The 25,098-nt window shown below is 51.3% G+C and carries 27 protein-coding genes; 19 read left to right on the top strand and 8 right to left on the bottom strand.

Features of this window, described 5'->3' with window-relative positions:
* Window positions 1-22: 22 nt before the first annotated feature.
* Entirely contained in the window at window positions 23-2,095 is a 2,073-nt protein-coding gene (locus tag ABD07_RS02500; protein WP_164502731.1) for a TonB-dependent receptor, read from the bottom strand.
* 259 nt (window positions 2,096-2,354) lie between these two features.
* Between ABD07_RS02500 and ABD07_RS02495 the strand changes: the two genes are divergently transcribed.
* The 8 genes from ABD07_RS02495 to ABD07_RS02460 all read left to right on the top strand — a co-directional run bounded on the left by ABD07_RS02495 (window position 2,355) and on the right by ABD07_RS02460 (window position 9,329).
* The gene (locus ABD07_RS02495) at window positions 2,355-3,323 is read left to right on the top strand and encodes a metal ABC transporter substrate-binding protein (protein ID WP_160817000.1); all 969 of its coding nucleotides are present in this window, start codon (window positions 2,355-2,357) and stop codon (window positions 3,321-3,323) included.
* Window positions 3,301-4,119 carry a metal ABC transporter ATP-binding protein gene (locus ABD07_RS02490; protein WP_108699079.1) on the top strand — a complete coding sequence of 273 codons (819 nt, stop codon included), beginning with the start codon at window positions 3,301-3,303 and terminating at the stop codon, window positions 4,117-4,119. Before ABD07_RS02495 ends, ABD07_RS02490 begins: the two co-directional genes overlap by 23 nt.
* Window positions 4,119-4,955, top strand: a complete 837-nt coding sequence (locus tag ABD07_RS02485) for a metal ABC transporter permease (protein ID WP_160816974.1) — start codon at window positions 4,119-4,121, stop codon at window positions 4,953-4,955. Before ABD07_RS02490 ends, ABD07_RS02485 begins: the two co-directional genes overlap by 1 nt.
* 75 nt (window positions 4,956-5,030) lie before the next feature.
* The gene (locus ABD07_RS02480) at window positions 5,031-6,230 is read left to right on the top strand and encodes an ABC transporter permease (RefSeq protein ID WP_160816973.1); all 1,200 of its coding nucleotides are present in this window, start codon (window positions 5,031-5,033) and stop codon (window positions 6,228-6,230) included.
* Window positions 6,231-6,344: 114 nt separating this feature from the next.
* Window positions 6,345-7,658, top strand: coding sequence for an OprO/OprP family phosphate-selective porin (locus tag ABD07_RS02475; RefSeq protein WP_338040470.1), 1,314 nt, complete (start codon window positions 6,345-6,347; stop codon window positions 7,656-7,658).
* Window positions 7,659-7,728: 70 nt separating this feature from the next.
* Window positions 7,729-8,271, top strand: coding sequence for a glutathione peroxidase (locus ABD07_RS02470; RefSeq protein ID WP_160816972.1), 543 nt, complete (start codon window positions 7,729-7,731; stop codon window positions 8,269-8,271).
* Window positions 8,272-8,275: 4 nt separating this feature from the next.
* Window positions 8,276-8,881: a hypothetical protein gene (locus ABD07_RS02465; RefSeq protein ID WP_160816971.1), complete on the top strand. Its 606-nt coding sequence runs from the start codon at window positions 8,276-8,278 to the stop codon at window positions 8,879-8,881.
* A 61-nt stretch (window positions 8,882-8,942) separates the two neighbouring features.
* Window positions 8,943-9,329, top strand: a complete 387-nt coding sequence (locus ABD07_RS02460) for a VOC family protein (protein WP_160816970.1) — start codon at window positions 8,943-8,945, stop codon at window positions 9,327-9,329.
* An 86-nt stretch (window positions 9,330-9,415) separates the two neighbouring features.
* Here the strand turns inward: ABD07_RS02460 and ABD07_RS02455 are convergent, their stop codons facing one another.
* A complete protein-coding gene (locus tag ABD07_RS02455) occupies window positions 9,416-10,507 on the bottom strand; it encodes a zinc metalloprotease (RefSeq protein WP_160816969.1) in 1,092 nt (363 codons plus the stop codon).
* 66 nt (window positions 10,508-10,573) lie between these two features.
* Window positions 10,574-11,401 carry a hypothetical protein gene (locus ABD07_RS02450; protein WP_160816968.1) on the bottom strand — a complete coding sequence of 276 codons (828 nt, stop codon included), beginning with the start codon at window positions 11,399-11,401 and terminating at the stop codon, window positions 10,574-10,576.
* A gap of 775 nt (window positions 11,402-12,176) precedes the next feature.
* Between ABD07_RS02450 and ABD07_RS02445 the strand changes: the two genes are divergently transcribed.
* The 6 genes from ABD07_RS02445 (at window position 12,177) to ABD07_RS02420 (ending at window position 17,262) form a co-directional block, all read left to right on the top strand.
* A complete protein-coding gene (locus ABD07_RS02445; RefSeq protein WP_205010648.1) occupies window positions 12,177-12,527 on the top strand; it encodes a nucleotidyltransferase domain-containing protein in 351 nt (116 codons plus the stop codon).
* A 101-nt stretch (window positions 12,528-12,628) separates the two neighbouring features.
* A complete protein-coding gene (sucC, locus tag ABD07_RS02440) occupies window positions 12,629-13,819 on the top strand; it encodes an ADP-forming succinate--CoA ligase subunit beta (RefSeq protein ID WP_160816967.1) in 1,191 nt (396 codons plus the stop codon).
* Window positions 13,820-13,837: 18 nt separating this feature from the next.
* On the top strand, window positions 13,838-14,713 hold the full coding sequence (gene sucD / locus ABD07_RS02435) for a succinate--CoA ligase subunit alpha (protein WP_160816966.1): 876 nt from the start codon (window positions 13,838-13,840) through the stop codon (window positions 14,711-14,713).
* A gap of 11 nt (window positions 14,714-14,724) precedes the next feature.
* A complete protein-coding gene (locus ABD07_RS02430) occupies window positions 14,725-15,075 on the top strand; it encodes a hypothetical protein (RefSeq protein WP_240142381.1) in 351 nt (116 codons plus the stop codon).
* A 22-nt stretch (window positions 15,076-15,097) separates the two neighbouring features.
* Window positions 15,098-16,546, top strand: coding sequence for a D-alanyl-D-alanine carboxypeptidase/D-alanyl-D-alanine endopeptidase (dacB, locus tag ABD07_RS02425; RefSeq protein WP_160816965.1), 1,449 nt, complete (start codon window positions 15,098-15,100; stop codon window positions 16,544-16,546).
* A 125-nt stretch (window positions 16,547-16,671) separates the two neighbouring features.
* Window positions 16,672-17,262 carry a CBS domain-containing protein gene (locus ABD07_RS02420; RefSeq protein ID WP_160816964.1) on the top strand — a complete coding sequence of 197 codons (591 nt, stop codon included), beginning with the start codon at window positions 16,672-16,674 and terminating at the stop codon, window positions 17,260-17,262.
* A 96-nt stretch (window positions 17,263-17,358) separates the two neighbouring features.
* Here the strand turns inward: ABD07_RS02420 and trpE are convergent, their stop codons facing one another.
* From trpE to rpe, 3 genes are read right to left on the bottom strand one after another with little or no spacing between them, the layout of a single operon-like run.
* Window positions 17,359-18,831 (bottom strand): anthranilate synthase component I, encoded by a 1,473-nt coding sequence (gene trpE / locus ABD07_RS02415; RefSeq protein ID WP_193566051.1) that lies wholly within the window; start codon window positions 18,829-18,831, stop codon window positions 17,359-17,361.
* Between the two features lie 8 nt (window positions 18,832-18,839).
* Entirely contained in the window at window positions 18,840-19,568 is a 729-nt protein-coding gene (locus ABD07_RS02410) for a phosphoglycolate phosphatase (protein WP_160816963.1), read from the bottom strand.
* Window positions 19,569-19,598: 30 nt separating this feature from the next.
* Window positions 19,599-20,276, bottom strand: a complete 678-nt coding sequence (gene rpe, locus ABD07_RS02405; protein ID WP_160816962.1) for a ribulose-phosphate 3-epimerase — start codon at window positions 20,274-20,276, stop codon at window positions 19,599-19,601.
* Window positions 20,277-20,435: 159 nt separating this feature from the next.
* Between rpe and apaG the strand changes: the two genes are divergently transcribed.
* Entirely contained in the window at window positions 20,436-20,819 is a 384-nt protein-coding gene (gene apaG / locus ABD07_RS02400; RefSeq protein ID WP_108699062.1) for a Co2+/Mg2+ efflux protein ApaG, read from the top strand.
* 58 nt (window positions 20,820-20,877) lie between these two features.
* A complete protein-coding gene (locus ABD07_RS02395; protein WP_160816961.1) occupies window positions 20,878-21,582 on the top strand; it encodes an SAM-dependent methyltransferase in 705 nt (234 codons plus the stop codon).
* Between the two features lie 41 nt (window positions 21,583-21,623).
* Here ABD07_RS02395 and gloA read toward each other — a convergent pair whose 3' ends face one another.
* Together gloA and ABD07_RS02385 are read right to left on the bottom strand one after the other, a co-directional pair.
* On the bottom strand, window positions 21,624-22,019 hold the full coding sequence (gene gloA / locus ABD07_RS02390; protein ID WP_108699060.1) for a lactoylglutathione lyase: 396 nt from the start codon (window positions 22,017-22,019) through the stop codon (window positions 21,624-21,626).
* Entirely contained in the window at window positions 22,020-22,208 is a 189-nt protein-coding gene (locus tag ABD07_RS02385) for a rubredoxin (RefSeq protein ID WP_090320551.1), read from the bottom strand.
* Window positions 22,209-22,260: 52 nt separating this feature from the next.
* On the opposite strand from ABD07_RS02385, the gene thiD reads away from it, so the two are divergent.
* Genes thiD through hemL form a run of 3 tightly spaced genes read left to right on the top strand, consistent with a single transcriptional unit; the run spans window position 22,261 to window position 25,079 of the window.
* Complete coding sequence (gene thiD, locus ABD07_RS02380) at window positions 22,261-23,109, top strand: bifunctional hydroxymethylpyrimidine kinase/phosphomethylpyrimidine kinase (RefSeq protein ID WP_160816960.1); 849 nt, start codon at window positions 22,261-22,263, stop codon at window positions 23,107-23,109.
* A gap of 3 nt (window positions 23,110-23,112) precedes the next feature.
* Complete coding sequence (thiE, locus tag ABD07_RS02375; protein WP_160816959.1) at window positions 23,113-23,742, top strand: thiamine phosphate synthase; 630 nt, start codon at window positions 23,113-23,115, stop codon at window positions 23,740-23,742.
* A gap of 56 nt (window positions 23,743-23,798) precedes the next feature.
* On the top strand, window positions 23,799-25,079 hold the full coding sequence (gene hemL / locus ABD07_RS02370; RefSeq protein ID WP_108699057.1) for a glutamate-1-semialdehyde 2,1-aminomutase: 1,281 nt from the start codon (window positions 23,799-23,801) through the stop codon (window positions 25,077-25,079).
* Window positions 25,080-25,098 lie beyond the last annotated feature (19 nt).

Here is a 25,098-nt window from a genome sequence, read left to right as displayed (position 1 = left end):
CAAACTCACACTGCTGTGCCGGTTAAAAATTCGCTATCCAATTGACGCGTAGCGAGCGGCTTTCAATCGGATGGAAATGCACATCACTCACGCCAGCGGCAGGCTCGCCTGGTAACCGGGAAGTATAGTAGTAATCGATCGCGTGCGCGTGCGTATTCAATAGATTAAAGCCTTGCAATGTCATCTGTACATTTTTGCCGATTTTATACCCGATCTGGCCGTTCAGCGTCACGGTTTGATCGGATTGCACGCTGTTGTTTTCGATCAACGGGCGTTTGCCGAAATAACGCATTTGCAGATTGCCAAAGAACGGACCGAGGTTGTCCACGCTAACCGCCAGTTTGCCTACACCCTGGATTGCGCCGGGTATATGATCGCCCGTCGGATCGGAATCGCTGAAACGCGCCCGCGCGAGCGCATAATCGACATCAACCGTTAGCCAATCGTTAGGCTTATAGAACAGTGAAACTTCGAATCCTTCCCGCTTGCTTGGACGGGTGGCTTCCGTCGTGCCGGCGTCACCCACAAAAAGGAGCTCTGAAGCCATATCCAGACGGAATAATGCAAACGATGCTTGTAGCCCTGGAACAATCCCTGTTCTTACGCCAACTTCATAGCCGGTTGAGCGCACCAGAGGGCTGACCGGCTGAACTGGATCGCCGGACTTGGGATCGATGGTGGATGTGGTGCCGCGTGCATCGTTACTATGAAAGCCGCCGCCATAGTTAAAATAAAGTTCCGTTTGCTGCCAGGGCCCGAAAATCAAACTCAGCTTGGGATTGGTCATGCTGTCGTAACGATTGCCCGAATTCGCGCTGAGATTACTATTGACATCAAACCAGTAGAAATCCGAACGCACGCCCGCCACACTGCGGAATTTTTCGAACCACTGGATGCTGTTCTGATAATAAATACCGATACTGTTCTGGTTGATATGATCTTTGCGCGTGGTCGATAAGGTTTGGCGTTCTTTGGTGCTCAATAGCCCATTGTTGATGACATCATTTTGGAACTGAACACCCACCATGTGCTCGACTTCGATCCCCTTAATGGTATTAGACCACAGATGATTGATATTCATCGCCGACTGAAAACGTTTATCAATCTGGGAAAATTGGTCGCCTTTGACGGGATCATCAAGAAAATACGTAAAATTTGAAAATAAGGCCAGATTGCTGTGAAGCGTATAGAGATTCATCTGAGTAATCCCAAAACGGCTGATATGCTGCAGTGCGCTCGAAAGACTAAAACGATGTGATTCTCCACCACTACTGGGATCGATGGCGCCGAGCCTTGGCACAAAACCAGTGGCGACACCCCGCGCCGGAATCTGATCGGTTGAATTCCAATTTCCACCATATCCCATAGCCGTCACATTAAATTTGGTTGACCCTGTATCCTGGCTATAGCGCAATACAGCGTTAAATTTCTTGAAATCCTCGTGTTTGATCCAAGGGCCGTCTTTTGTCAGTAACTCCACCGCATACAGCACATTTCCCGCTCCTACTTCGTGTGATTTGGTGACCAATCCCCGCATGAATCCCTGCTGACCGATACCATAACTGGCAATGCCTTTTGGCAACTTATCGACATAACTCATACTGACAGCCCCGGCTGAGGAAAAATCACCCTGATTGGCATAGTAAGGCCCTTTTAGATATTGCAGGTTGCCCATCAACTCCGGAATGATGAAATTGGTGTCGGCCCAACCTTGTCCATGCCCGTGCGAACGCTGATTGACCAGCATGCCATCGACCGTAATCCGCAAATCTGTGCCATGATCCAAATTAAAGCCGCGCAGAAAATACTGATTGGCCTTACCCTCACCGCTATGCTGAGTGACGATTAAACCCGGCACGGTCTCCAGTAATTCGCCCGGACGATAAACCGTGCGCGCATCGAGTTGCTGCTTCAGCACAGTGCCTTCATTGGCGGAACTTGCAGTGCCGATCAATTCCCGCGCGTTGGCGCGAATAATGATGTCTTTGAGTGTTGGGACTCCTGCCGCATTGGCCATGTAAGGAATTAACGTAAGGCTCACACAAACAAAAAATTGTATTTGCGTCGTCAATTCGGTTATTTTATTCAAATTCATTTTTTGAAATGAGAAAAATCAGCAGAAAGCAGAAAGCAGAAAGCAGAAAGCAGAAAGCAGAAAGCAGAAAGCAGAAAGCAGAAAGCAGAAAGCAGAAAGCAGAAGTATAATACCTATCAATTAAAATGTATGATAAATTTCTATTTTTTCTTACATCGATTAGGTGCTTATTCTTAGAAATAATATCTAAATTTTTTAGTTTAAATTTATCTATTTTCTTACATTCCTGCATCCAATTGAGGAGAATCACGTGTCAAAAATGCCGGTCAACTTGTGTATCACGCTTGTACTAGCTTTAACACTTATTTTTTTGCAGAATTTATTGCTGGCTGCGGATACACAGCAGCATCCAAAACCATTCATCGTGACTTCGGTATCACCCATAACTAATATAGTTAGAAACATCGGGGGTACACATATTCATGTCATAGGAATAGTTCCGGATGGCACCGATTCTCATACGTTTGAGCCCATTCCTTCGGATATAAAAACGTTGCAAGCCGCTGACATGATTATCGTGAATGGCCTTGACTTGGAATTGCCTACTTTGAAATTGGCCGAAAAGGTTAAAAAAACTAAAACTACTATCCTGCGATTGGGAAATCGCACGCTTAGGGAAGAAGATTGGCAGTATGATTTTAGTTTTCCTCGCGAACACGGGCATCCGAATCCTCACTTATGGTTGAATATTGAATTGGTGATGCGGTACGCTGAAATCATCAAGGAAAATCTCAGTACACTTGATCCAGCAAATAAGGAAAGCTATCAAAAAAATGCTGCGACATTGCTCGCTAAATTACAGAAACTTGATCAAGCAATCTTTAGGTGTGTTGAAACCATTCCCATAAATAACCGCAAACTTGTCACTTATCATGATTCCTTCGCCTATTTTGCGCCTCGGTATGGCATGACAGTGATTGCAGCCGTTCAACCCGCTGATTTTTCTGAACCCGGTCCGCAGGAGGTCATTGGTATTATTAAGCAGATCAAAGAGACCGGGGTGCCTGCAATATTTGGCTCAGAAGTTTTTCCTAGTAAAGTGATGGAGCAAATCGCACGTGAAGCGAACGTCAAATTTATTGATCAACTTTCAGATGATGAGCTACCAGCTTCCCCCAATCACTCTTTCATAGGCATGATGACCAACAATATGACCATCTTGACTGAAGCACTCGGAGGCAATCCAACCTGCACGGCCAATATCGATGCAAGCAACATCGCTTTCTAATGCGCAATTCAGCGCGGCTGTCCAACTGAGCAATGTCAAAGCCGGTTATGAACAAAATGTAGTATTTTCTGATCTATCATTGGATATAGCGGCAGGTCAGTTTGCCGGTATTGTGGGTCCCACGGCTTGTGGTAAAACCACTCTGCTTAAAATCATTCTAGGCATTCATCCGGTGATTTCCGGAAAGATACTGTTGCACAACAATCCAGTAAATCAGGTGAAGCCAGGCACTGTCGGTTATGTGCCACAGCTTGGCAGCGTCGATTGGAATTTTCCGGTTACTGTCGAAGAAGTCATCGCGATGGGACTGTATACCAATGGGCGCATTTTGCCTTGGCTCAGCAAAGAAGAGCGTAAAAGTGTTTATGATCTCGCTTATCGATTGGGTGTTGAGGATTGCTTGCAACAGCATATTATCGATATATCGGGTGGTCAACGGCAACGTGCATTTCTTGCACGCGCATTGATCAGCAACCCTAACCTTTTGATTCTGGATGAACCCACTTCAGGCGTCGATATCAAAACCCAGCATGAAGTGCTGCATCTATTGGGCGATATCAATCGTGAAGGGATGACCATTTTATTGACCACGCACGACCTGAATGCCGTGGCTTCCCATCTACCCTGGGTTATTTGCTTTAATCGAGGTGTTGTCGCGCAAGGTCAACCGCATGATATTTTTACCAATGAAATCCTGACTCAGACGTATGGTGGCGACATTGTGATCGTTAAATATGAAGGACATCTGTTAATCGCTAACAGCACTCCCCTGCATTTTAGGGATGAAAAGCACTGATGGAGTTCCTCCTCGAGCCACTCGAGTATGAGTTCTTCCGCCGCGCCTTGCTGGCTGCTTTGCTAGTCGGTGCATCCGGTGGCATGATTGGCGTATATGTCGTTCTACGTGGTATGAGTTATGTCGGGCATGGATTATCTCATGCCGCCATTGGCGGTGCCGTTGTCGGCTTTACGCTAAATCTGAATTTTTATGCCGGCGCTTTTGCCATGGGTTTGTTAGCCATATTGACCATCAACAAAATCACACAAAACAACAAGATCAAATTAGATGCTGCAATCGGTATTGTGACAACAGCCATGTTTGCTTTGGGCGTTGCAATCGTGAGTAAATTGCGCAACTTTAAACAAAATTTTGAAGCCGCCTTATTTGGTAATATTCTTGGAATCACTGATCATGACTTGGTGGTTATCGGATTGGTAGCAGCCATCACACTGGTCACCCTGTTTTTATTGTATAGAGCACTCCTCTTTTCTACATTTGATAGTGAAGCTGCACGCGTATTTGGCATCAAAACCGAGTCGGTGCAATTTTTGTTTTCCCTTCTGCTGACTTTTTCCGTCATCGCATCCCTCAACGTAATCGGCGTCACCATGGTAGCCGCTACACTGATTGCTCCCGCAATGACTGCGAGAATGCTTACGGATAGCTTCAGCAAAATGATCATTTATTCAACCCTGATAGGGTCTGTAACCGGCGTAATAGGTATGTATCTCAGCTATATTTTTAATGTGGCCTCCGGAACAACCATTGTTCTATTCAGCGCGCTACTGTTCAGCTTGTCATTGTTGGCAAAACCGATTCATAGTCTCTCAGCAAACCTAATGAAGCGTTAGGTAAGTAGAATCATGATCTTGTTAAACTGCTCATAAAAATTAAATACGCGATTTTAATGCTATTGTAAGCAAGCAATGAACACCCTCGATACTTTCCAGTTCGCCTTCCGCTCACTCACAGCGCATCGTCTACGCACCTTTTTATCGGCTTCCGGAATTGCCGTCGGTATCGCCGCAGTGGTTTTGCTGACCGCGATCGGTGATGGCGTACAGCGCTTCGTGCTGGCGGAATTCACGCAATTTGGCACCAATATCGTCACGATCACGCCGGGAAAAATCAATACGCATGGCGGTTCGCTCGGTGCGATCGGCAGCGCGCGGCTGCTGACCATTGACGATGCCATCGCATTAAGACAAAGCCGCTACGCGCAATACACCAATGCCAGCGTGACCGGTAACGCGGAAATCCGCGCGCAAGGCCGCAGCCGCCGCGTAACGGCGTACGGGCAGGGACCTGATTTTGCGCGGGCATTTAATATGCAAGTCGCTATCGGGCAGTTTCTGCCGGACGACGATCCGCGTAATCCGCGTGCGTACGCCGTGCTCGGCGCCAAAGTGCGCAACGAATTGTTCGGCGATGCCAATCCGCTGGGTGCGTTGCTGCAAGTCGGCGGGACGCGCTTTCGCGTCATCGGGGTGATGGCATCGAAAGGCAATGTGCTCGGTTTCGATTTTGACGATACGGTTTTCGTGCCGACGGCCCGGGCTTTGGAAGTATTCAACCGGCAAGGCGTGATGGAAATCAATTTTTCTTACCACCCGGATGCGCCGGTGCAAGCCGTGGTCGACGACATTAACCGCATTCTGGCGGCACGGCACGGGCGCGAGGATTTTACCGTCAAGCCGCAGCAGCAGATGCTCAGCACGCTATCCACCGTGCTCAGTGTATTGAAGTTCGCGGTTGCCGCGCTGGGCGGTATTTCGCTGATTGTCGGTGCGGTCGGCATGATCACATTGATGCACATCGCCGTTTCCGAACGGGTATCGGAAATCGGTTTGCTCACTGCATTAGGCGCTACGCGCGGGCGCATCCGCCTGCTGTTTTTATTGGAATCGACTGCGTTGTCCACCATCGGTGGCTTGGCGGGGCTGCTTATCGGATCGGGTATTGCGGGGCTGCTCAAACTGCTGATCAGCGGTTTGCCGGTGAATATTCCGTGGAATTTTGTATTCGGCGCGCTCGGTTTGTCACTGGTGATCGGTCTTGCTGCCGGTGTAGTACCGGCGATGCGCGCGGCAAAATTGAATCCGGTGGATGCTTTGCGCACCGATTAAGTATCGATTTGTCCGGTTACAACGCCGGGCCAAATGACAATCGACAATGTCATGCACTCATTTTGGGTTGAGATATAATCGAACGCACTTCGTTCATACAAGGGTGGGGTGGGTGTGCTGGTATGTAAACAACGCCTGAAAGGCGCGATCAAGCTCTGTAATCTCGTGGCACTAACCCATTTTGGCATTGCGTCGTGCTATGCGGTTAACTTCACCTACAAGGGCGGCCCCAGGATCAAGAGCGACGACGGTAATTTCGAAATCGGCCTGAACGGCCGTGCCCACCTCGACGTACACTCACTCTATCCGGATCAGCCCAGTGCAAATTATCCCGCCTTTGGCAGCCAGCTGTTGAGCGGCAATGACCGCGACGGATTCAATTGGCGCAGAACCTACGCCACCATCACGGGCAAAATTTACGGCGTCAGTTTTAAATTCGAGAATGACTTTGCAGTCAATGCAACCACGGCTTTTCCGCATAGTCTGCGCGAAGCTTGGGTAGCCGCCAAACTTGGCCCCGGGCAACTGACCGTCGGGCAGTTCAAGCCGTACCGGGGATTGGAGGAAATCACCAGTTCCAACGAGATCACCCTTATGGAACGTCCATCCACATCGTCCACCGGCATCTACGGCGGGCGGCAATTTTTAAGCGGCATCGGTTATCGCGGGATGGTCAAGGATAATCTGGGTTTCGGTGTTTATGTCATGAGCCTGTCGCATTTCGGTTTGCCGGTGGAAGGCATCAGCTACGGCGGGCGGGCGGTGTGGCTGCCGGTCGATAAGGAAGGCCATATTGTGCATCTCGGGCTTTCCGCCAGCCGGGACACCGCCAACAAAGACTCGTTGCAAGCCCGTGCTGTCGATATTTATGGCGGACGCCAGGGTATCAGCCAATCGCTGGGCATTGCCGGAGCCAGCCCGGGCGCGCCGGGTCACAACAGCCAATCGACTTTTGCAGCGGAAGCGGCGTATTCCGCCGGACCGTTTACGCTGCAAAGCGAATACGCCATCACACGGCTCGATAACACGCATCAGGTAAACGGCAGCAATAAAGATTCCACTGTCCAAGCGTTCTACGCGCAGGCAAGCTGGTTTATCACCGGGGAGCATGCCGTGTATAGAAAAGACCGCGGCGCTTTCGGCAAACCGCAGCCGAACGGCAAATGGGGTGCGCTGGAATTGGCCGGGCGTTACGATCTGGCGGAAAATTTCAGTCAAAGTCTCAGCGCCAATCCGTGCCGCAGCGGCACGTCAAAATGCCAGGTTCAGGTCATTACGCTGGGTTTGAATTGGTACCCGTATCCGAACACCCGCTTCATGTTCAACTACTACCTGACCGAAGCCATGCGCGGTAATGCCGGCATAGGCACCGCGGCGCGCACCGATCATCTGTCGGTTTTTTCTTTCCGCACCCAAATCAGTTTCTAATGCGCGAAGTAAGATAGAATAAACTTTGCTATCCGTTCCGATGCAGCCAACAATGATTGAGGAGATCACCATGCGCATTTTGCTCGTTTTACTCACTACTTTTTTGATGAACCCCGTTTATGCCGCCTGCAACAGTTCACTGTTGGATCAGAGTTTCCGCAAACTGGCGGGGACCGATACGGTGAATTTATGTGAAAGCTACTCTGGCAAGGTATTGCTCGTCGTCAACACCGCCAGTAAATGCGGTTACACGCCGCAGTACGAAGGCTTGGAGCAGCTGTACGAGAAATATGAACAAAAGGGGCTTGTCGTGCTGGGCTTTCCGTCCAATGACTTCATGGGCCAGGAGCCCGGCACCGAAACGGAAATTCAGGATTTCTGCCGCCTGACTTACGATGTCAAATTCCCGATGTTCGAGAAAACGCCGGTGAAAAAAGGCCACGCGCATCCATTCTATGTGCAACTGGCGGAATTATCCGGCACCTATCCAACCTGGAATTTCCAGAAATATCTGATCGGGCGCGACGGCAAGCTGATCGCGCATTTCACGCCGCACACCAAGCCTTCCGATCCGGCAGTGATCACCGCCATCGAACAAGCGTTGCAACAATAAGTTGATGGAAGAAAGGCCCGATTCTTCGCCTGACCGGAAACCGGGAATCAGCATTCTGTCGATTCTGGTACTGTCGCTATTTTTCGGGCTCATCGTCGGCGCCGGAAGCGATAAATCGCATATCCTGCCGGTAGCGCTCATTTCCGCGGTTATTCTCTATTTCAACCGGGACAAAATCGCCGCATCCGATGTGAAAAAGAACGCACCATCGCATGCCAAACCAGCGCAGAGTCATTATGCCTGGCCGGAACCGGGTCAATTTGCCTGCGCCGTGTCAGCAGAGCCGTATCAGAAGGTAATCGAGCAGCTGGTGCAGGAAAATAGTATTCGTTTTGAAACCGCCACGGCCTCGCAATCGCATGACTTCAAAGTCGAGCTGATCCCCGACGCGAGCAATCCCTTCGATACCGACGTCGTGCGCGTTGAAATCCACAACCATACCATCGGCCACTTCAGCCGCCAGCAAGCACACAGTTTCCGCCATAAACTCAGGGAAAAGGAACTAGAAGATCAAATCACGACGTGTAGATCGGTTTTGACGAAGCATGGCGAAACGGATGATAAAAAACCGGGGTATGGTGTGAGGTTGGATATTGAAGCGTTGGAGTAGTACATTCACTATGATTTTAGGCTAAAAAATCTGAATTTATCCTATGCACACTGAAATCAGAATGCCGCTTCATTTACGCATTGCCCGCCCCGTCAGCAATCTGGAACAATCGGTAACGCTCTATCGTCATGGCTTGGGTCTTGAAGAAATCGGCCGTTTTGAGGATCACGAAGGATTCGATGGCGTGATGCTGGGTAAGAAGGGGCTAGATCATCACTTGGAATTTACTTACTGCCGCACGCATCCCGTTAATCCAGCGCCGACACCGGAAGATTTGCTGGTTTTTTATCTGCCGGAGCTGAAGGATTGGCAGGAAGCCTGTCAGCGCATGCTGGATGCGGGTTTTACCGAGGTGCCGCCGTTTAATCCTTACTGGCGATATCATGGCCGGACTTTTGCCGATCCCGATGGTTACCGCGTCGTGCTGCAACAGGCCGCTTGGGGATAATTGCTTTCAGAATCGGAAGCTTCTTCGCTCACGTGTCTTGGTGTGAGCGAAGAAGCTTTTTGCAATGCAACTGAATACGTTGTGAATTAATTCACGCGAATGCCAATGTACGTGGCGTTATTGGCTTCGCTGCGTTCGCTATAGGCATTGTTGTAATCGATGATGGCGCCGACCCAATAGATTTGGCCGCTGACCAGATCGGTTGGAATGACCAGAGAGGTATTGAATGTGGTGTCCGGAAAGCCCCGGTATAAAGTGACATTGCCTTCACCCAGGAACCGGTCGGCCACGCTGATGATGTCATTGCTCGACAGGTAATAGCCCACCTTGGCGGCCAATGGACTGGTTTTGCCAAGGTTTTCATAGGTCAACTCGAGCTTGATGGTTTGCCCTTTGTTGACGCGATACACGGGCTCAGCCGTGCCAGCCACTTTTGCCAATTCGATATTCGATGTATCGAGAATGCGAGTGCGGCCATGCGTGCTGTATTCGCCGCTGCTGCCGGTATGTTTCCAATGCACCACGCCGAGGTCTTCCGGACCGCCTGTCCACAGGCCGTACACCGCTACCAATCCATTGTTGGCATCCTCGCCGCTGTAAGCGGTTGCGGTCGCACCGTTGGCGTGGATATGCGTCCAATCGGATCCCATGATGTTATAGGTATTGGCGGTATGCGCCAATCCGGCGGCATGGCCGAATTCGTGCATAGCGGTGGTTTGGAATGGCCGGTTCGCGCCGCCGTAAGGCCAGAGGCTGGTTTTGCTGGTGGTATAGTGAAAAGCCACGCTGTTATTGAATATGACATCCGCTTCTTTCAGCGTGCAATCGCCTTTAAACCATACATAAGTAACTGCCGGATAGGTGCCGATGTTCGGACCGTTATTGGCTTCCCACCAGGCTTCGTTTTCATTGTTGTTGGCGGCAACGGCGGGTTCATTCCAAACCACGCCAAAGCTTAAATTGCTAGGATTGCCGTTCCAGTGTGAAACCACGGAAGATAGAGCATCCCGCCACGGGCCTACGGGAAAGCCGACGGTTGATGCGCGAACGGTGTAATTGTTGCCGCTCCATTTGGTTGAGCTGCCGCCGCATTTGATCGTGGTGTAAGCGGATGCCTGTTGAGTCATGGTTGCCAGAAACAGCGCGGCAAGTAATTGGTTGAATCGCGATGCGTTCATGATAAGTCTCCTAATCGTTGGTTCATGCTGTGAATGCAGTGTTCAGATGCCGTGCGGAAATGCGTTTTAATGTTTGCGGATCGTCATTTCTTCCGGGCGTATTGCTTCGGGATCAAGCTTGTGGACAACCGGTGTCACAGCCGGTGCGGCCAGCGGTTTTGCTTTTCCAATGGAGAATCGTTCATGAACCGGAACGCTTCTGGCTGCTTTGAGCGTGCTGAGCGCTTGCGGGGTATAGTGCTGATTCACGCTGTCGCCCAGGAATTTACGGAACTGCACCGGCGTCAGCTTTTTAGCATCGGCTGGAGGAGTCCATTCCACTTTGTTTTCGGTTTCAAAGGTAAACTCGTGGACACCGATGCGGTGGGTCACGCTTTTCTTTTCTTCATTAAATTTGCCTTGGTCGAGCTGGCCGTTGCTCAGCAACCAGATTTCTTGCCAGGCATCCGAATGCACGGCGTCTTTGCTGATACGGAAACGGCCAAAATTACCGCCGACCACCGGCGAAATTTCCACGCCGTTGCCGCGCACGAATACGATGTCCTGATCGCCCGCTTGGAATAACGGTACACCCGGAATAATCAGGGTATTGCCGGCATCGTCAGGCCCGCCGCGGAAGCGTAGCGTGATCAATTTATCTTCACTGGAGCGGCCTTTGAAGTTTTTGGTGATCTCGTAAGTGACATAGGTATGCGGCATGGCCACATCGTCCGCTTTCAGAACATCCGAGGTGCGGTATTCGACGTTAACGACCGTGCCTTCAAAAATCAGATCGGCGTTGTGCACCAGCTCCGAAGTGTTGGTGCCGTCCGCGTGCGATGCCTGCGTGTGCGTGATAACCATCGATAGGGTCAAACCCAGAATCGCTGCTGCTAGTGTTTTTACTTTCATCATAAATCTCCTCAAACGGGGTGGGTCATTGCGTTGCTGAACCGGTTTTGCATAAAACCGGCAAAATTAAAGCAGATGTCAAAAGATATGATTTTTTGTTGGTTCAGTCAGTGATAAAAACCACAGCCGCATGCCGTCAAATAAATGCGCCGCAGTTTAAGCTGGATTTTCAATACGGTGGAAGTGGATATACGATGCGCTTGTTGCGTTGATTTATGGATTGCATCAATTCATGAGTAACGCGCGGTTTTAACCGTCAATGAAAACGCGTATGCTCACGGTGACACAGACAGAAAGGCATGCATCAGCAAATTTGTGCTTGGTATGATGTTGACAGCCACGATTTTTTGCTGCTCATATGTCTGAACTGACTGTACGAATCAGATGCTTCTTTACTTTGATCATATTAAGCAATAGGATAAATAGAGAGTTGGTATAAACGCAGAAAAACGCACGGAAGAAGAAAATCAAGTACTTCTGGTGTTGCGGCGTATGAAACCTTGCTAAGTGCATCATGTGTGGCACCCTTGGGTGTCTGCTTACATTATCCGGTATGTAACAAATCAAAATTTAAACTTGCTGTAATGGTAAATGCGGTATTTCAACCTATTGAAATGATCTACTGGTTATCTGCCCTGACGAGCTTAGAACACTGGTGAAATGCAATTGAGTGACTGCCGCGGCAGGCTCAATAGCTTCCGGTTATATTCTCCGCTCACTTTCGGCGGTTTTTTATTTGACGGATTAAATTAACTATCAAGCTCACGGTTTCTGATGAATGATGCAACTCGATCCTGACGATTCTCATCGCTGTAACACCGATTCCAGAGTCAGATTATCGGCCAGGGAAATCGAGATCATCCGTGCGACGGTGTTTCGTTTGCTGGGAGACGGTGCGCGTATTCGCATTTTTGGCTCCAGGGCGGGGTTGGATGAGAAGGGTGGAGATATCGATTTACTGATTGAAACGGAACAGAAACTGGCCGATCGCGTTTCAACCGCATGCCGGTTGACGAGTCAATTGCAAATGCAGCTCGGTGATCAGAAAATCGACGTCATCATTGTCGATCCGGAGACACGGGAACAACCGATTCACCAAATAGCGCGTCAAACCGGCGTGATGCTATGACAACGGATACACTCAAAATCGAATCGATCCGATTGCTGGCACTACTGAAAATCGTCCGGTGTGAAGGCGTGTTGTTGATACCTTAAGGAGAAGTGATATCCATGAAAATCCATGAATACCAGGCCAAGGAAATTTTACGGCAATACGGCGTTGCAACACCGCAAGGCATTGCGTGTTTCAGTGTCGACGAGGCGGTGAATGCGGCCAAGCAATTGGGCGGCGATGTGTGGGCGGTGAAGGCGCAGATCTACGCCGGCGGGCGCGGTAAGGGCGGCGGGGTGAAGGTGGCACGGTCGTTGGACGAATTGCGGCGGCGTGCCGGTGAGATATTGGGCATGCGGTTGGTGACGCATCAGACCGGCGCGGAAGGGCAGATCGTGCATCGCCTTTTCATCGAGCAGGGCGTGCGGATTGAGAAAGAATTTTATGCCGGTATGGTGGTCGACCGGCGTCAGCAGCGCGTGTGTTTGATGGCGAGTTCCGAGGGCGGCATGGAGATCGAAAAAGTAGCCGCCGAAACGCCGGAGAAGATTCATAAAGTATTTATCGATCCCATCGCAGGATTGAGCCAGCAGCAGGCGCAGGAGATCGCGCAAAAAATGGGCATTCCGGCGCAGAGCTTGCCGGGCGCCGCGTCGTTGCTGCAAGGATTGTACCGGGCGTTCGATGAAACCGATGCGTCGTTGCTGGAGATCAATCCGCTGGCGTTGACTGCGGAAAAACAAGTGATCGCGCTCGACGCCAAAATGAATTTTGACGATAACGCATTGTTTCGTCACTCAGAGATCGTTGCGTTACGCGATCTGGACGAAGAAGATCCGGTTGAGATCGAAGCGGCGAAATATGAATTATCGTACATCCCGCTCGATGGCAATATCGGCTGTTTGGTGAACGGCGCGGGACTGGCGATGGCGACAATGGATATCATCAAATTATACGGCGGCAATCCGGCGAATTTTCTCGATGTCGGCGGCGGCGCGACGACCGAGAAAGTGACCGAGGCGTTCAAGCTGATGCTGCGTAATCCCAAATTGCAGGCGATTCTGGTCAATATTTTCGGCGGCATCATGAAATGCGACGTGATTGCCGAGGGCGTGGTTGCTGCGGCACGTGAGGTGCAATTGACGGTGCCGCTGGTGGTGCGGCTGGAAGGCACTAACGTCGATCTTGGCAAGAAAATTCTCGCCGATTCCGGTTTGCCGATCATTTCGGCGACGGATATGGCCGATGCCGCGCAGAAAGCGGTGAACGCGGCGAAGTCGAAACCGTCTTCGTGCGGTTGTCAGAGTTAATCATCTCAGGAGCACACTATGTCTATTCTGATCAATCGCAACAGTCGCGTCATGACGCAGGGCATAACCGGAAAAACCGGGCAATTTCACACCCGAATGTGCCGCGACTATGCCAATGGCAAGGAATGCTTCGTTGCGGGGGTGAATCCGCGCAAACCGGGCGAGGATTTTGAAGGCATTCCGATTTATGCTACCGTTAAGGAAGCCAAACAACAAACCGGCGCCAATGTGTCGGTGATTTATGTGCCGCCGCCGTTTGCCGCCGCGGCGATCGACGAGGCGGTGGAAGCCGAGCTGGATCTGGTGATCTGCATCACCGAGGGCATTCCGGTACGCGATATGATCCGCACGCGTTACAACATGCAGGGCAAGAAAACCCGCCTGATCGGGCCGAATTGTCCGGGGATCATCACGCCGGACGAGCTCAAGATCGGCATCATGCCGGGTTATATCCATAAAAAAGGCCGCATCGGTGTGGTGTCGCGCTCCGGCACGTTGACCTACGAAGCGGTGGCGCAATTGATGGCGCTCGGGCTTGGGCAGTCGACTTGCATCGGTATTGGTGGCGATCCAGTGAATGGTTTGAAACACCTCGATGTGTTGCAGTTATTCAACGACGACGATGAAACCGATGCCGTGCTGATGGTCGGAGAAATCGGCGGCAGCGACGAAGAGGATTGCGCGCGCTGGGTCAAGGATCACATGCGCAAACCGGTGGCCGGTTTCATTGCCGGTGTTACGGCGCCACCGGGCAAGCGCATGGGACACGCCGGTGCGATCATTTCCGGCGGCAAGGGAACGGCGCAGGAAAAACTCGACGTGATGGAGTCGTGCGGCATCAAAGTCACGCGCAACCCGGCGGAAATGGGTAAGTTGTTAAAATCGGTTTTGTAGTTTATTGAGTAATGAGCAAAGGTACATTCATGGGTTATCGTTCATCGTTTTTCGTCATTCTTTTAGCCGTCATCATTTCCGCGTGCAGCACAATCCCCGATAAGCAGCATCCGCTGTCCGATAAGCAACTTCCGCTGCCGGGTAAGAAACCGGAACGGCCCGCAGGCCCGCTGCCGGAAAGTGCAAAACCCAAATACAACCTGACCGGTTATCCGGAAAATACGCAGCAGGGCTATATCGACGGTTGCGAAACCGCAAAAAGAACCAGCTGGGCTTTTAAAGACCTGAACCGCTATGATAAGGATGACCAGTACCGCATGGGCTGGGATGACGGGTTTGCTTTGTGTAACGGAAAGAAATAATTTCTTACGGTCATTCAGCCGGATGCCACATTTTTATCTCTGCCTCAGTCTCAGCCTGCTGATCCTGCACGGCGCGTTGCCGGGCGTTGCTTTTTCGCAGGGATTGCCAGCGGCGGTGAAGCAAAAGTTGCAGCAACTGGCTATTCCGGAGACGGCAACCGGTGTGTACGTTCAGGAAATCGGCAAAAATCAGCCGGTAGTGGCGGTCAATGCCGATGCCGCGATGAACCCGGCATCGGTGATGAAATTGCTGACGACGTACGCCGGGCTGGAATTGCTGGGGCCGGCGTATACCTGGTCGACCATGCTGTACGCCAATGGCAAGATAGTTGACGGCGTACTGTATGGCGATCTGATCATTAAAGGGTACGGCGATCCCAAGCTGGATCTGGAGAATTTCTGGTTGTTGATTCATCGCCTGCGGCAAACCGGGTTGCACGAGATCAAAGGCAATCTGATACTCGATCACTCGCATTACGACATTCCCGCCGACGATCCGGGCGAGTTCGACGGACAGCCTTACCGCACCTATAACGTGTTGCCGGAAGCTTTACTGATCAATTACCGCACATCGACCATCCACCTGTTCCCGGAGCCGGAAAAAAATGCCGTGCGCGTTGTGGTCGATCCCTTGCCGGAATCGTTGCGCGTGCAGAATAATTTGAAACTGACGCAAGGTAAATGCGGTGATTGGCAGAATTTGCTGACGATCGACGTGGTTGCGGACAAGGAAGACAAAAATAATTTTACCGTGGCTCTGAACGGCAGTTTTTCCCGGCAATGCGGCAAGCAATCGTATATGTTGAGCTTGCAAGACAGTGCCGTATATACCCGAGATTTGTTTAAGCGCCTATGGGGGCAGCAGGGCGGTGTGTTTCATGGCGATGTCATGTCCGGGCAGACGCCGCAGAGTTTATCGCCATTGAAGATTTATCAATCCCCGCCGCTGGCGGATATTATCCGCGGCATCAATAAATTCAGTAACAATATCGCCGCGCGCCAGCTGTATCTAACGCTGGGAATCGGCGATGTGGTGATCAATAGTTCACCGGCGACGCTGGCTAAATCCGAGGTGGCGATCCGCCAATGGCTGGCAAGCAAACAACTCAACTTTCCAGAATTGATCGTGGAGAACGGCTCCGGATTATCGCGCAAGGAACAGATCAGCGCGCGGCACATGGGGCAATTGCTGCTGGCCGCGTTTAACAGTCCGGTGATGCCGGAATTCATTTCGTCACTGCCGATAGCGGCGGTGGACGGCACGCTGAAAAACCGTTTTACCGATACGCCGGTGAAAGGGCTGGCGCATATGAAAACCGGCGCGCTCAACAATGTGCGTGCGTTGGCCGGTTACCTGCTGGATAAGTCGGGACGGCGTGTCATCGTGGTCTTTTTTGTCAATCACGAACAGGCCGGACAATCCCGTGCTGCCATGGATACGCTGGTGCAGTGGGTGTATAACCGGCAATAAGCTTTTCCCCCACGGCAAATAGGCCTATTGCTTCAAATGTCTTTTCGGCGTAGAGTTTCAACTCAAAGTAGATGATCTATTTTGTAATCAGGTGTTTCCCATCAACCCTCTAGGGAGTGCACAAAATGATGAATGAATATAAATCTCTTTCGGTACAGTATTTAACAGGCACTGTGCAGATTTCTAAGCCCGCAGCACCGAATCTTGTCGCATTTGATTCCCCCGCACTCGAAGTCATGACCGATTTACGCCGGATACAAGCGGCCGTTATCGCCCCAAGCAATACGATGGAAGTGGCCAATACTTATATGATGCAGCGTGGCGTGCGGACGCTGTTAGTCATGAACGACGATAATTCGCTGGCTGGCATTATCACAGCCACTGACATTCTGAGTGAAAAGCCGATGCGCTTTATTCAGGAAAGAGGTGTCAAACACAGCGAAATTCAGGTCATGGATATGATGACGCCATTGGACAAGCTGGAAGCCATCCCGCTGGAAGAAGTGTCGCATGCCCGAGTTGGTAATATTGTTGCCAGTTTGCGCGAAAGCGGCCGGTTGCATGCCTTGGTGATCGACGAAAACACCATCGGATCGCCGAGGATTTGCGGTATTTTTTCCTGGACGCAAATCGAAAAGCAGCTCGGTACCATCATTCCACCCAACAATGTCGCGAAGAGCTTTGCGGAAATTGAATCGACGTTGATTGCCAGTTAGATCCGAAATTAATCCAAGCAAGTGAAAAAGCAGTACTGATTTGATTCCGTTTACGGCTACTCGAATGGAGCCATGAACGGAATCACCATTTTCCGTTCAGATCTTACTATCCAAGCCGCTCTCGGCAATTTCCGCCGCGCGAAGAATGGCCTTGGCTTTATTCTGCGTTTCAATCCATTCGCTTTGCGGCACCGAATCGGCAACGATTCCCGCGCCTGCCTGAACATGCAGTGTGCCGTCCTTGATAACGGCGGTGCGGATGGCGATGGCCAGATCCATGTCACCGTTGAAGCCGAGATAGCCGACCGCTCCGGCGTACACGCCGCGCTTGGAGACTTCCAGCTCGTCGATGATTTCCATCGCGCGAACTTTCGGCGCGCCGCTGACGGTCCCGGCCGGGAAAGTCGCGCGCAGCACGTCGATGGCGCTGAGCTCAGGTTTTAATTTACCTTCCACGTTGGACACGATATGCATCACGTGCGAATAGTTTTCGATTTGCATTTTTTCCGTGACCTTAACCGTTCCGGTTTGCGCGACGCGGCCAATGTCGTTGCGGCCTAAGTCCATCAGCATGACATGTTCGGCGATTTCTTTCGGATCAGCTAACAGATCGGCTGCCAATTCGGCATCTTCCTGCGGATTTTTGCCGCGCGGACGTGTGCCTGCAATCGGGCGGACGGTCACGTTACCGTTTTCAAGACGTACCAGAATCTCGGGTGAAGCGCCGACGACATGGAAATCATCGAAGTGATAAAAGAACATGTACGGCGACGGATTAAGGCTGCGCAAAGCGCGGTACAGCGCCAGTGGCGATGCGCCGAAAGGCTTGCTGGTGCGCTGCGACAGCACGACTTGCATGATGTCGCCGTCGTAAATGTAGCGTTTGGCCCGTTCCACCGCGGCTTTGAAATCCGCTTCGGGAAATTCGGGAACGGCAGCCATGGAAGCAACCGCTTGTTCAGTCGGAATCGTAATCGGTTGACGCAGCTTCGCCAGCAGTGTTCTTAAACGGTTTTGCCCGTCCGCATAAGCGTTTTTATTTTCCGGGTTCACATAAACGATCAGGTACAGCTTGCCGGAAAGGTTGTCCACCACCGCGAGTTCTTCCGATAGCAGCAACAGCATATCCGGCGTATTCAGAACATCCGGTTTTGCGCGGCCCTGCAGTTTGTGCTCGATGTAACGCACGGTATCATACGAAAAGTAGCCTGCCAGACCGCCGCAGAAGCGCGATTTTCCGGCTGGGCAGGGTGCCGCCTTGAATTGCGCCAGATAGGATTCGACAAAAAACAAGGGATTGCTGACAGTAACAGTTTCCGATGAATCCGGGCTGATCGTGGTAACCGAATTTTCACGCGCTTCGATACGCGTTGTGGCCGGTAAGCCGATGATCGAAAAGCGGCCGAAACGCTCGCCGCCTTGCACCGATTCCAGCAAATAAGAATAAGGCCGGTTCGCCAGCTTCAGATAGATGGATAGCGGTGTGTCGAGATCGGCGAAAGTTTCCAGCACAACCGGAATGCGGTTGTATCCTTGCTGCGCGAGCTGATCAAATTCGGCTTCGGTCATGTGCGCAGTCAGGGCAGTTTTGTAATCAATTTGGAAGCATCCACCAGCGACTCGACGATGGCATCGCAATCCAATTCGTACACGTTACGTCCTTCGTTATAACCGTAGGTTACACAGAACACGTGACAGCCTGCCGCGCGGGCGGCAATGGCGTCATTGAGCGAATCGCCGATCAGCAGCGCTTCGTGTGGTTGCGCGTTGAAGTGCTTGCAGATATGCGTCAGCGGCAGCGGATCCGGTTTTTTCTTCGGCAAGCTGTCGCCAGACAGAATGATTTCAAATTTGTCGAACAATCCGGTGGCGCGCAGCAGCGGGAGCGTGAAAGCTTCCGCTTTATTGGTGATGCACGCCAGTCTGAAACCCGCTTGCTGTAATGCTGCCACACCTTCGACCACGCCCGGATAGGGACGCGTGTTCCGGCTCAGATTGTTGGCATAATGCTGTTCATAAATCGGCAGCGCTTTGGCAAACAAAGCGGCATCCGGTTCGCCGTCGAGCTGGCCGGTCAAGGTGCGTTTGACCAGCTTTTGTATGCCTTTACCGATATACGAGCGGATCGTTGCCGTCGATTGCTCCGGCATATTCAGATCTTTCAACATCAGGTTCGCGGATAATGCGAGATCCTCGGCGGTGTCGAGCAGCGTGCCATCGAGATCGATCATGATGACTTTGACTGCTAACGGAAGCTCGATTTTCCTTGCCGGGGCGTTTGCGTTGCTAGAGAGACTTGGGTTCATTTGAATACAGGAAACAGCCGTTTCAGTGAGTTAAACTTTTGCCAATTCAGCGCGGAATGCAGCCAAGATGGAATCGTAACGATGCGGATCGGCATCTTTGCCAGCTTGATAAATAGCGGATCCGGCGACAAAAGTATCGGCGCCGGCGCGGGCGATTTCGGCAATGTTGTCGACTTTCACGCCACCGTCGATTTCCAGCAGAATGTCTCGGCCACTGGCGTCGATGCGTTTTCTAACGGCGCGCAGTTTGTTCAGCGCTTCGGGAATGAATTTCTGTCCGCCAAAACCGGGGTTGACCGACATGATCAGAACCAAATCCAGTTTGTCGAGCACATGATCCAGATAATGCAGCGGTGTGGCCGGGTTAAATACCAATCCCGCTTTGCAGCCTTGTTCCTTGATCAAGCCAATGGTGCGGTCGATATGGTTGGATGCTTCCGGGTGAAACGAAATGATATTGGCGCCGGCTTTGGCGAAGTCAGGGATAATCCTATCCACGGGTTCGACCATCAAGTGCACATCGATAATGGCATCGGTAACCGGGCGAATGGCTTCGCAAACCAATGGACCGATGGTGAGATTCGGTACATAGTGATTGTCCATCACGTCAAAATGAACAATATCCGCACCCGAACTGATCACATCGGTGATCTCTTGACCAAGTTTGGCAAAATTGGCGGAAAGGATACTAGGGGCAATGCGATACATGGAAAAAACCTCTCAAATAAGCAAATTCGGTATTTTAACCGCAAATGACAAGCTGCGCGTAACAGAGTGAAAATTATTGCGTAAATTATTCCCATCGATACGTCTTAAACTTTTTCTTGGTAAACTACTGGCAAAAGCAAAAACAACCTGGACTGCAAGATGACCGAAGAAAAGAAGTACGAAATCGATGTTACTGTACGCACGCTGTACCTGCCCGATCAATCGGATGAAGAAGCGGAAAGGCATGTGTTCGCTTATACCATTACCATCGCCAATAACGGAACGGTGGCTTCCCAGCTGATCAGCCGGCATTGGATCATCAACAATGGCGACGGTACCACCCAAGAAGTGCGCGGACTCGGTGTCGTGGGTGAACAACCCTTGCTCAAGCCGGGCGATAGCTTTGAATATACCAGCGGGACGGTCATTCCGACTTCGGTCGGATCGATGAAGGGAAGCTATCAGATGGCGGCGGAAGACGGTTATCACTTCGATGTCGCGATACCGGAATTCATGCTGAGCGCGCCGAGAATATTGCATTAGCGCGACCGGACTTTTTGTTCAATTCCATGCCTGATATTTTCACGCCACCGGTATTCCGATGACCGGAAAACTGTATTTAATCCCAACCCCGATCAGTCAGGAAAATAGGGATTGGGCTTTGCCTGCGGCAGTGCAGCACTGTATCGAGGAATTATCCTATTTCATCGTCGAGCATCCGAAAACCGCGCGGCAGTTTCTGAAGCAACTGAACTGCAAATTGCCCTTGCAGGATTTGCATATGCAAACCTTGAACGAACATACCCTGGCAAAAGATGTGCGGGCGTTGCTCGATCCCTTGCTGGCCGGGCATGATGTTGGTTTGTTGTCGGAAGCGGGATGTCCGGCGGTGGCCGATCCGGGCGCTGAGTTGGTTCGTCTGGCGCACAAACACAATATCGTCGTGACGCCGCTGGTCGGCCCTTCAGCCATTTTATTGGCGCTGATGGCGTCGGGTTTGAACGGACAGCGATTCGCCTTTCATGGCTATTTGCCGGTGGAAAGCGTTGCGCGGGCAAACCGGATTGTTGAGCTGGAAAAATTATCGATCAGTTTGCAGCAGACGCAGATTTTTATCGAAGCGCCGTACCGCAACCAGAAGTTGCTGGAGCAACTGGTCAGCGTGTGCCGTGACAGCACGGATTTATGCGTGGCGAGTCATCTTACCTTTTCCAGCGAGTTGGTTATGACCAAACCGGTCAAGGAATGGCGGCGTTCGTTGCCGGATATCAACAAGATACCGGCTATTTTTTTATTGCATGGATAAAACTTGTTGGCAGGGTATTGTTGAATTGCAGCTCGCGGGAGTTACTGACCGGGTTGTTTTTTCTGAATGAATTCGATTTTGTATCCGTCGGGGTCTTCGATGAATGCAATCACCGTTGTGCCGTGCTTCATCGGACCCGCTTCGCGGGTTACTTTGCCGCCCATTTTCCTGGTATTCTCACAGGCTTGGTAAGCATCGTCCACTTCGACGGCAATGTGACCGAAGCCATCACCAAGGCTGTACGACGGTGTATCCCAGTTGTGCGTCAGTTCCAGAACAGTGCCGCTGGCCTCGTCCTGATAACCGACGAAAGCAAGGGTGAATTTACCGTCGGGATAATCTTTGCGGCGCAGCAGCTTCATCCCGAGCACTTGCGTATAAAATGCCAGTGATTTGTCGAGATTGCCGACACGAAGCATGGTATGCAAAATGCGCATTTATATTTTCACCATCTCAAAATCTTCTTTACGCGCACCGCATTCCGGGCAAGTCCAGTTGATCGGCACATCTTCCCAGCGTGTGCCTGGTGCAATGCCTTCATCCGGAGATCCCAAGGCTTCATCATAGATGTAGCCGCAAATTAAGCACATGTAACGATTGAATTCACGATTCTCTTCGGTAGGCATGATAGATAGCAGTTTCCTTTTAGGTTAAAATGATATTTTACGGTATTAATGCATGTTACAGCCACCCCCAATCGTACTTTCTTTTGCAGCCAATGACCCCACTGGCGGAGCAGGTCTGCAGGCTGATCTGCTCACCATAGCCAGTATGGGCTGCCATCCGTTATCGGTGATGACCGCGATTACGGTGCAAGACACAACCGGCGTGGATGATGTCATGGCGCTTGATCCCGAATGGGTTGCCGATCAGGCGCGGGCGGTATTGGAAGATATGCCGGTGCATGCATTCAAAATCGGTTTATTGGGCAGCGTTGAGATTATCGCCGCGATCGCCGAAGTGATTTCCGATTATCCGCATATTCCTCTGGTTATGGATCCGGTATTAACCTCCGGGCGCGGCGATGAGCTGGCGAACGATGAGATGATCGATGCGATGCGGGAATTATTACTGCCGCAAGTCACCATATTGACGCCCAATAGCCTGGAAGCCAGGCATCTCGCGCAGCAGGACAATGACAGCAGCGAAAACAAACTGGATTTAAGTCTTTGCGCGCAGCGATTACTGCATATGGGATGCGAATATGTGTTGATCACCGGCACGCACGAGAATACCGCCCAGGTGACGAACACGCTCTTTGCCGCCGATGGCATTGTGCGCGCGGATCACTGGGAAAGGCTGGAGCATACCTATCACGGTTCGGGTTGCACGCTGGCTTCGGCGATAGCCGCTTCACTGGCCAATGGATTATCCATCACCGACAGCGTGCTGGAAGCGCAGGACTATACCTGGCACACACTGCAAGCAGGATTCCGTCCCGGCATGGGACAATATATCCCCAACCGGCTTTTCTGGGCTAGAGATGTCGAAGACGACCACGACCATGATCACGAAGAAAAGAGCTAATCGTTGAGAAACTCAAGGATTAGCGGGCTGTATGCAATAACGCCGGATTTGAGCAATACGGATGATCTGCTGAATAAAACGCAGCAGGCGTTGGAAGGTGGCGCGCGGCTCGTGCAATATCGCAATAAATCAGCGGATAAGATGTTGCTGAAGGAACAAGCCGAATCATTGCTGCAATTGTGCAGGACGTACGGCATTCCTTTGATCATCAACGATCATATTGATCTGGTGGCGGCAATCGATGCGGATGGGGTGCACGTGGGGTTGGGCGATATACCGGTTAGCGCTGCGCGCGAGCGGCTGGGGCAAGGAAAAATTGTCGGCGCATCGTGTTATAACAATCTGCATCTGGCGCTTCAGGCGGAAGAATCGGGTTCGGATTATGTGGCTTTCGGCGCATTTTTTCCTTCGGCGACTAAAACGGATACAGTACCGGTTTCAACCAATCTGGTTGATTATGCCAAACAGAAAGTAACGGTTCCCATTGTAGGAATCGGCGGTATCCGGTTGATCAATGCAGCGGCGGTTATCGAAAGTGGATGCGACGCGATAGCCGTTTGCAATGATTTGTTCGGTACGGAAAATATCACGGCAAAAGCACTGCAATACACTCAGTTATTTGCAGAAAAATAAAAACATAATGTAATTTAAACAGCAGTATATCGATTAATTTTTTTAAGAGCGGCTAAATGACATCACGCAATCATCAGTTATTTGAACAATCCCAGCACTATATTCCAGGCGGCGTTAATTCTCCGGTACGCGCTTTTAAATCGGTTGGTGGCGAGCCGGTCTTTTTTCAACGCGGCGAGGGCGCTTATTTTTGGGATGCGGATGGTAAGCAATATATCGACTATGTCGGGTCGTGGGGACCGCTGATTCTCGGCCATGCCCATCCGGATGTGGTCAAGACCGTTCAGGCAGCCGTGCAAAACGGTTTGACTTTCGGCGCGCCGACCGAAGCGGAACTGAACATCGCGCAATTGATTTGCCAATTGCTGCCATCCATTGAACAAGTCCGGCTGGTGAGTTCCGGCACCGAAGCGGGTATGAGTGTCATCCGCTTGGCGCGTGGTTTTACGGGCAGAAGCAAGATCATTAAATTCGAAGGCTGTTATCACGGTCACGACGATTCCTTGCTGGTCAAAGCGGGTTCTGGCGCATTGACTTTCGGCAATCCGAGCTCAGCCGGTGTTCCGGCGGAAACGGCGGGACATACCATCGTTCTGGATTTCAACGACATCGCCGGAGTGGAAGATGCCTTCAACAAATGGGGCAAGGAAATTGCGGCGGTGATTGTGGAGCCGGTGGCTGGCAATATGAACCTGATCGCTCCCAAAGCGGATTTTCTCGTCAAACTGCGGACATTGTGCACGCAAAACGGTAGTGTGCTGATATTCGACGAAGTGATGACGGGATTCCGTGTGGGCTTAGGCTGTGCGCAGGGTCTGTATCAGATTAAGCCCGATTTGACGGCTTTGGGCAAAGTCATCGGCGGTGGCATGCCGATGGCCGCATTCGGCGGACGCCGCGAGATTATGCAGTGTCTTGCGCCACTCGGCCCGGTTTATCAAGCCGGCACGTTGTCCGGTAATCCGGTGGCGGTTGCGGCTGGATTGGCTACGTTGAAATTGATTCAAGCGCCCGGTTTTTATGACCGGTTAGCGGATAGGACGCGGCAATTGGTCGATGGCCTAAGCGCCGCAGCGAGGCATCATGGCATCGATTTTTGCGCGCAATCGATTGGCGGTATGTTCGGACTGTATTTCAGTAAGGATATTCCCACCAGTTTCGCCGAAGTGATGCAATGCGACAAAGCGGCGTTTAACCGGTTCTTCCATGCCATGCTGGAAGAGGGGGTCTATTTTGCGCCATCAGCATTTGAAGCCGGTTTTGTGTCGTCGATGCATGGGGACGCGGAATTGGATAAAACGTTCTCCGCAGCAGAGAAAATATTTAAGAGCTGGTAAACACACAACCCGGTAACGT

Origin of the sequence: Nitrosomonas oligotropha, assembly GCF_009833085.1 — a bacterium.
Classification (GTDB): Bacteria; Pseudomonadota; Gammaproteobacteria; order Burkholderiales; family Nitrosomonadaceae; genus Nitrosomonas; species Nitrosomonas oligotropha.
The sequence above is the reverse complement of the archived record's forward strand: the minus strand, read 5'-3'. Positions and strand labels throughout refer to the sequence as shown.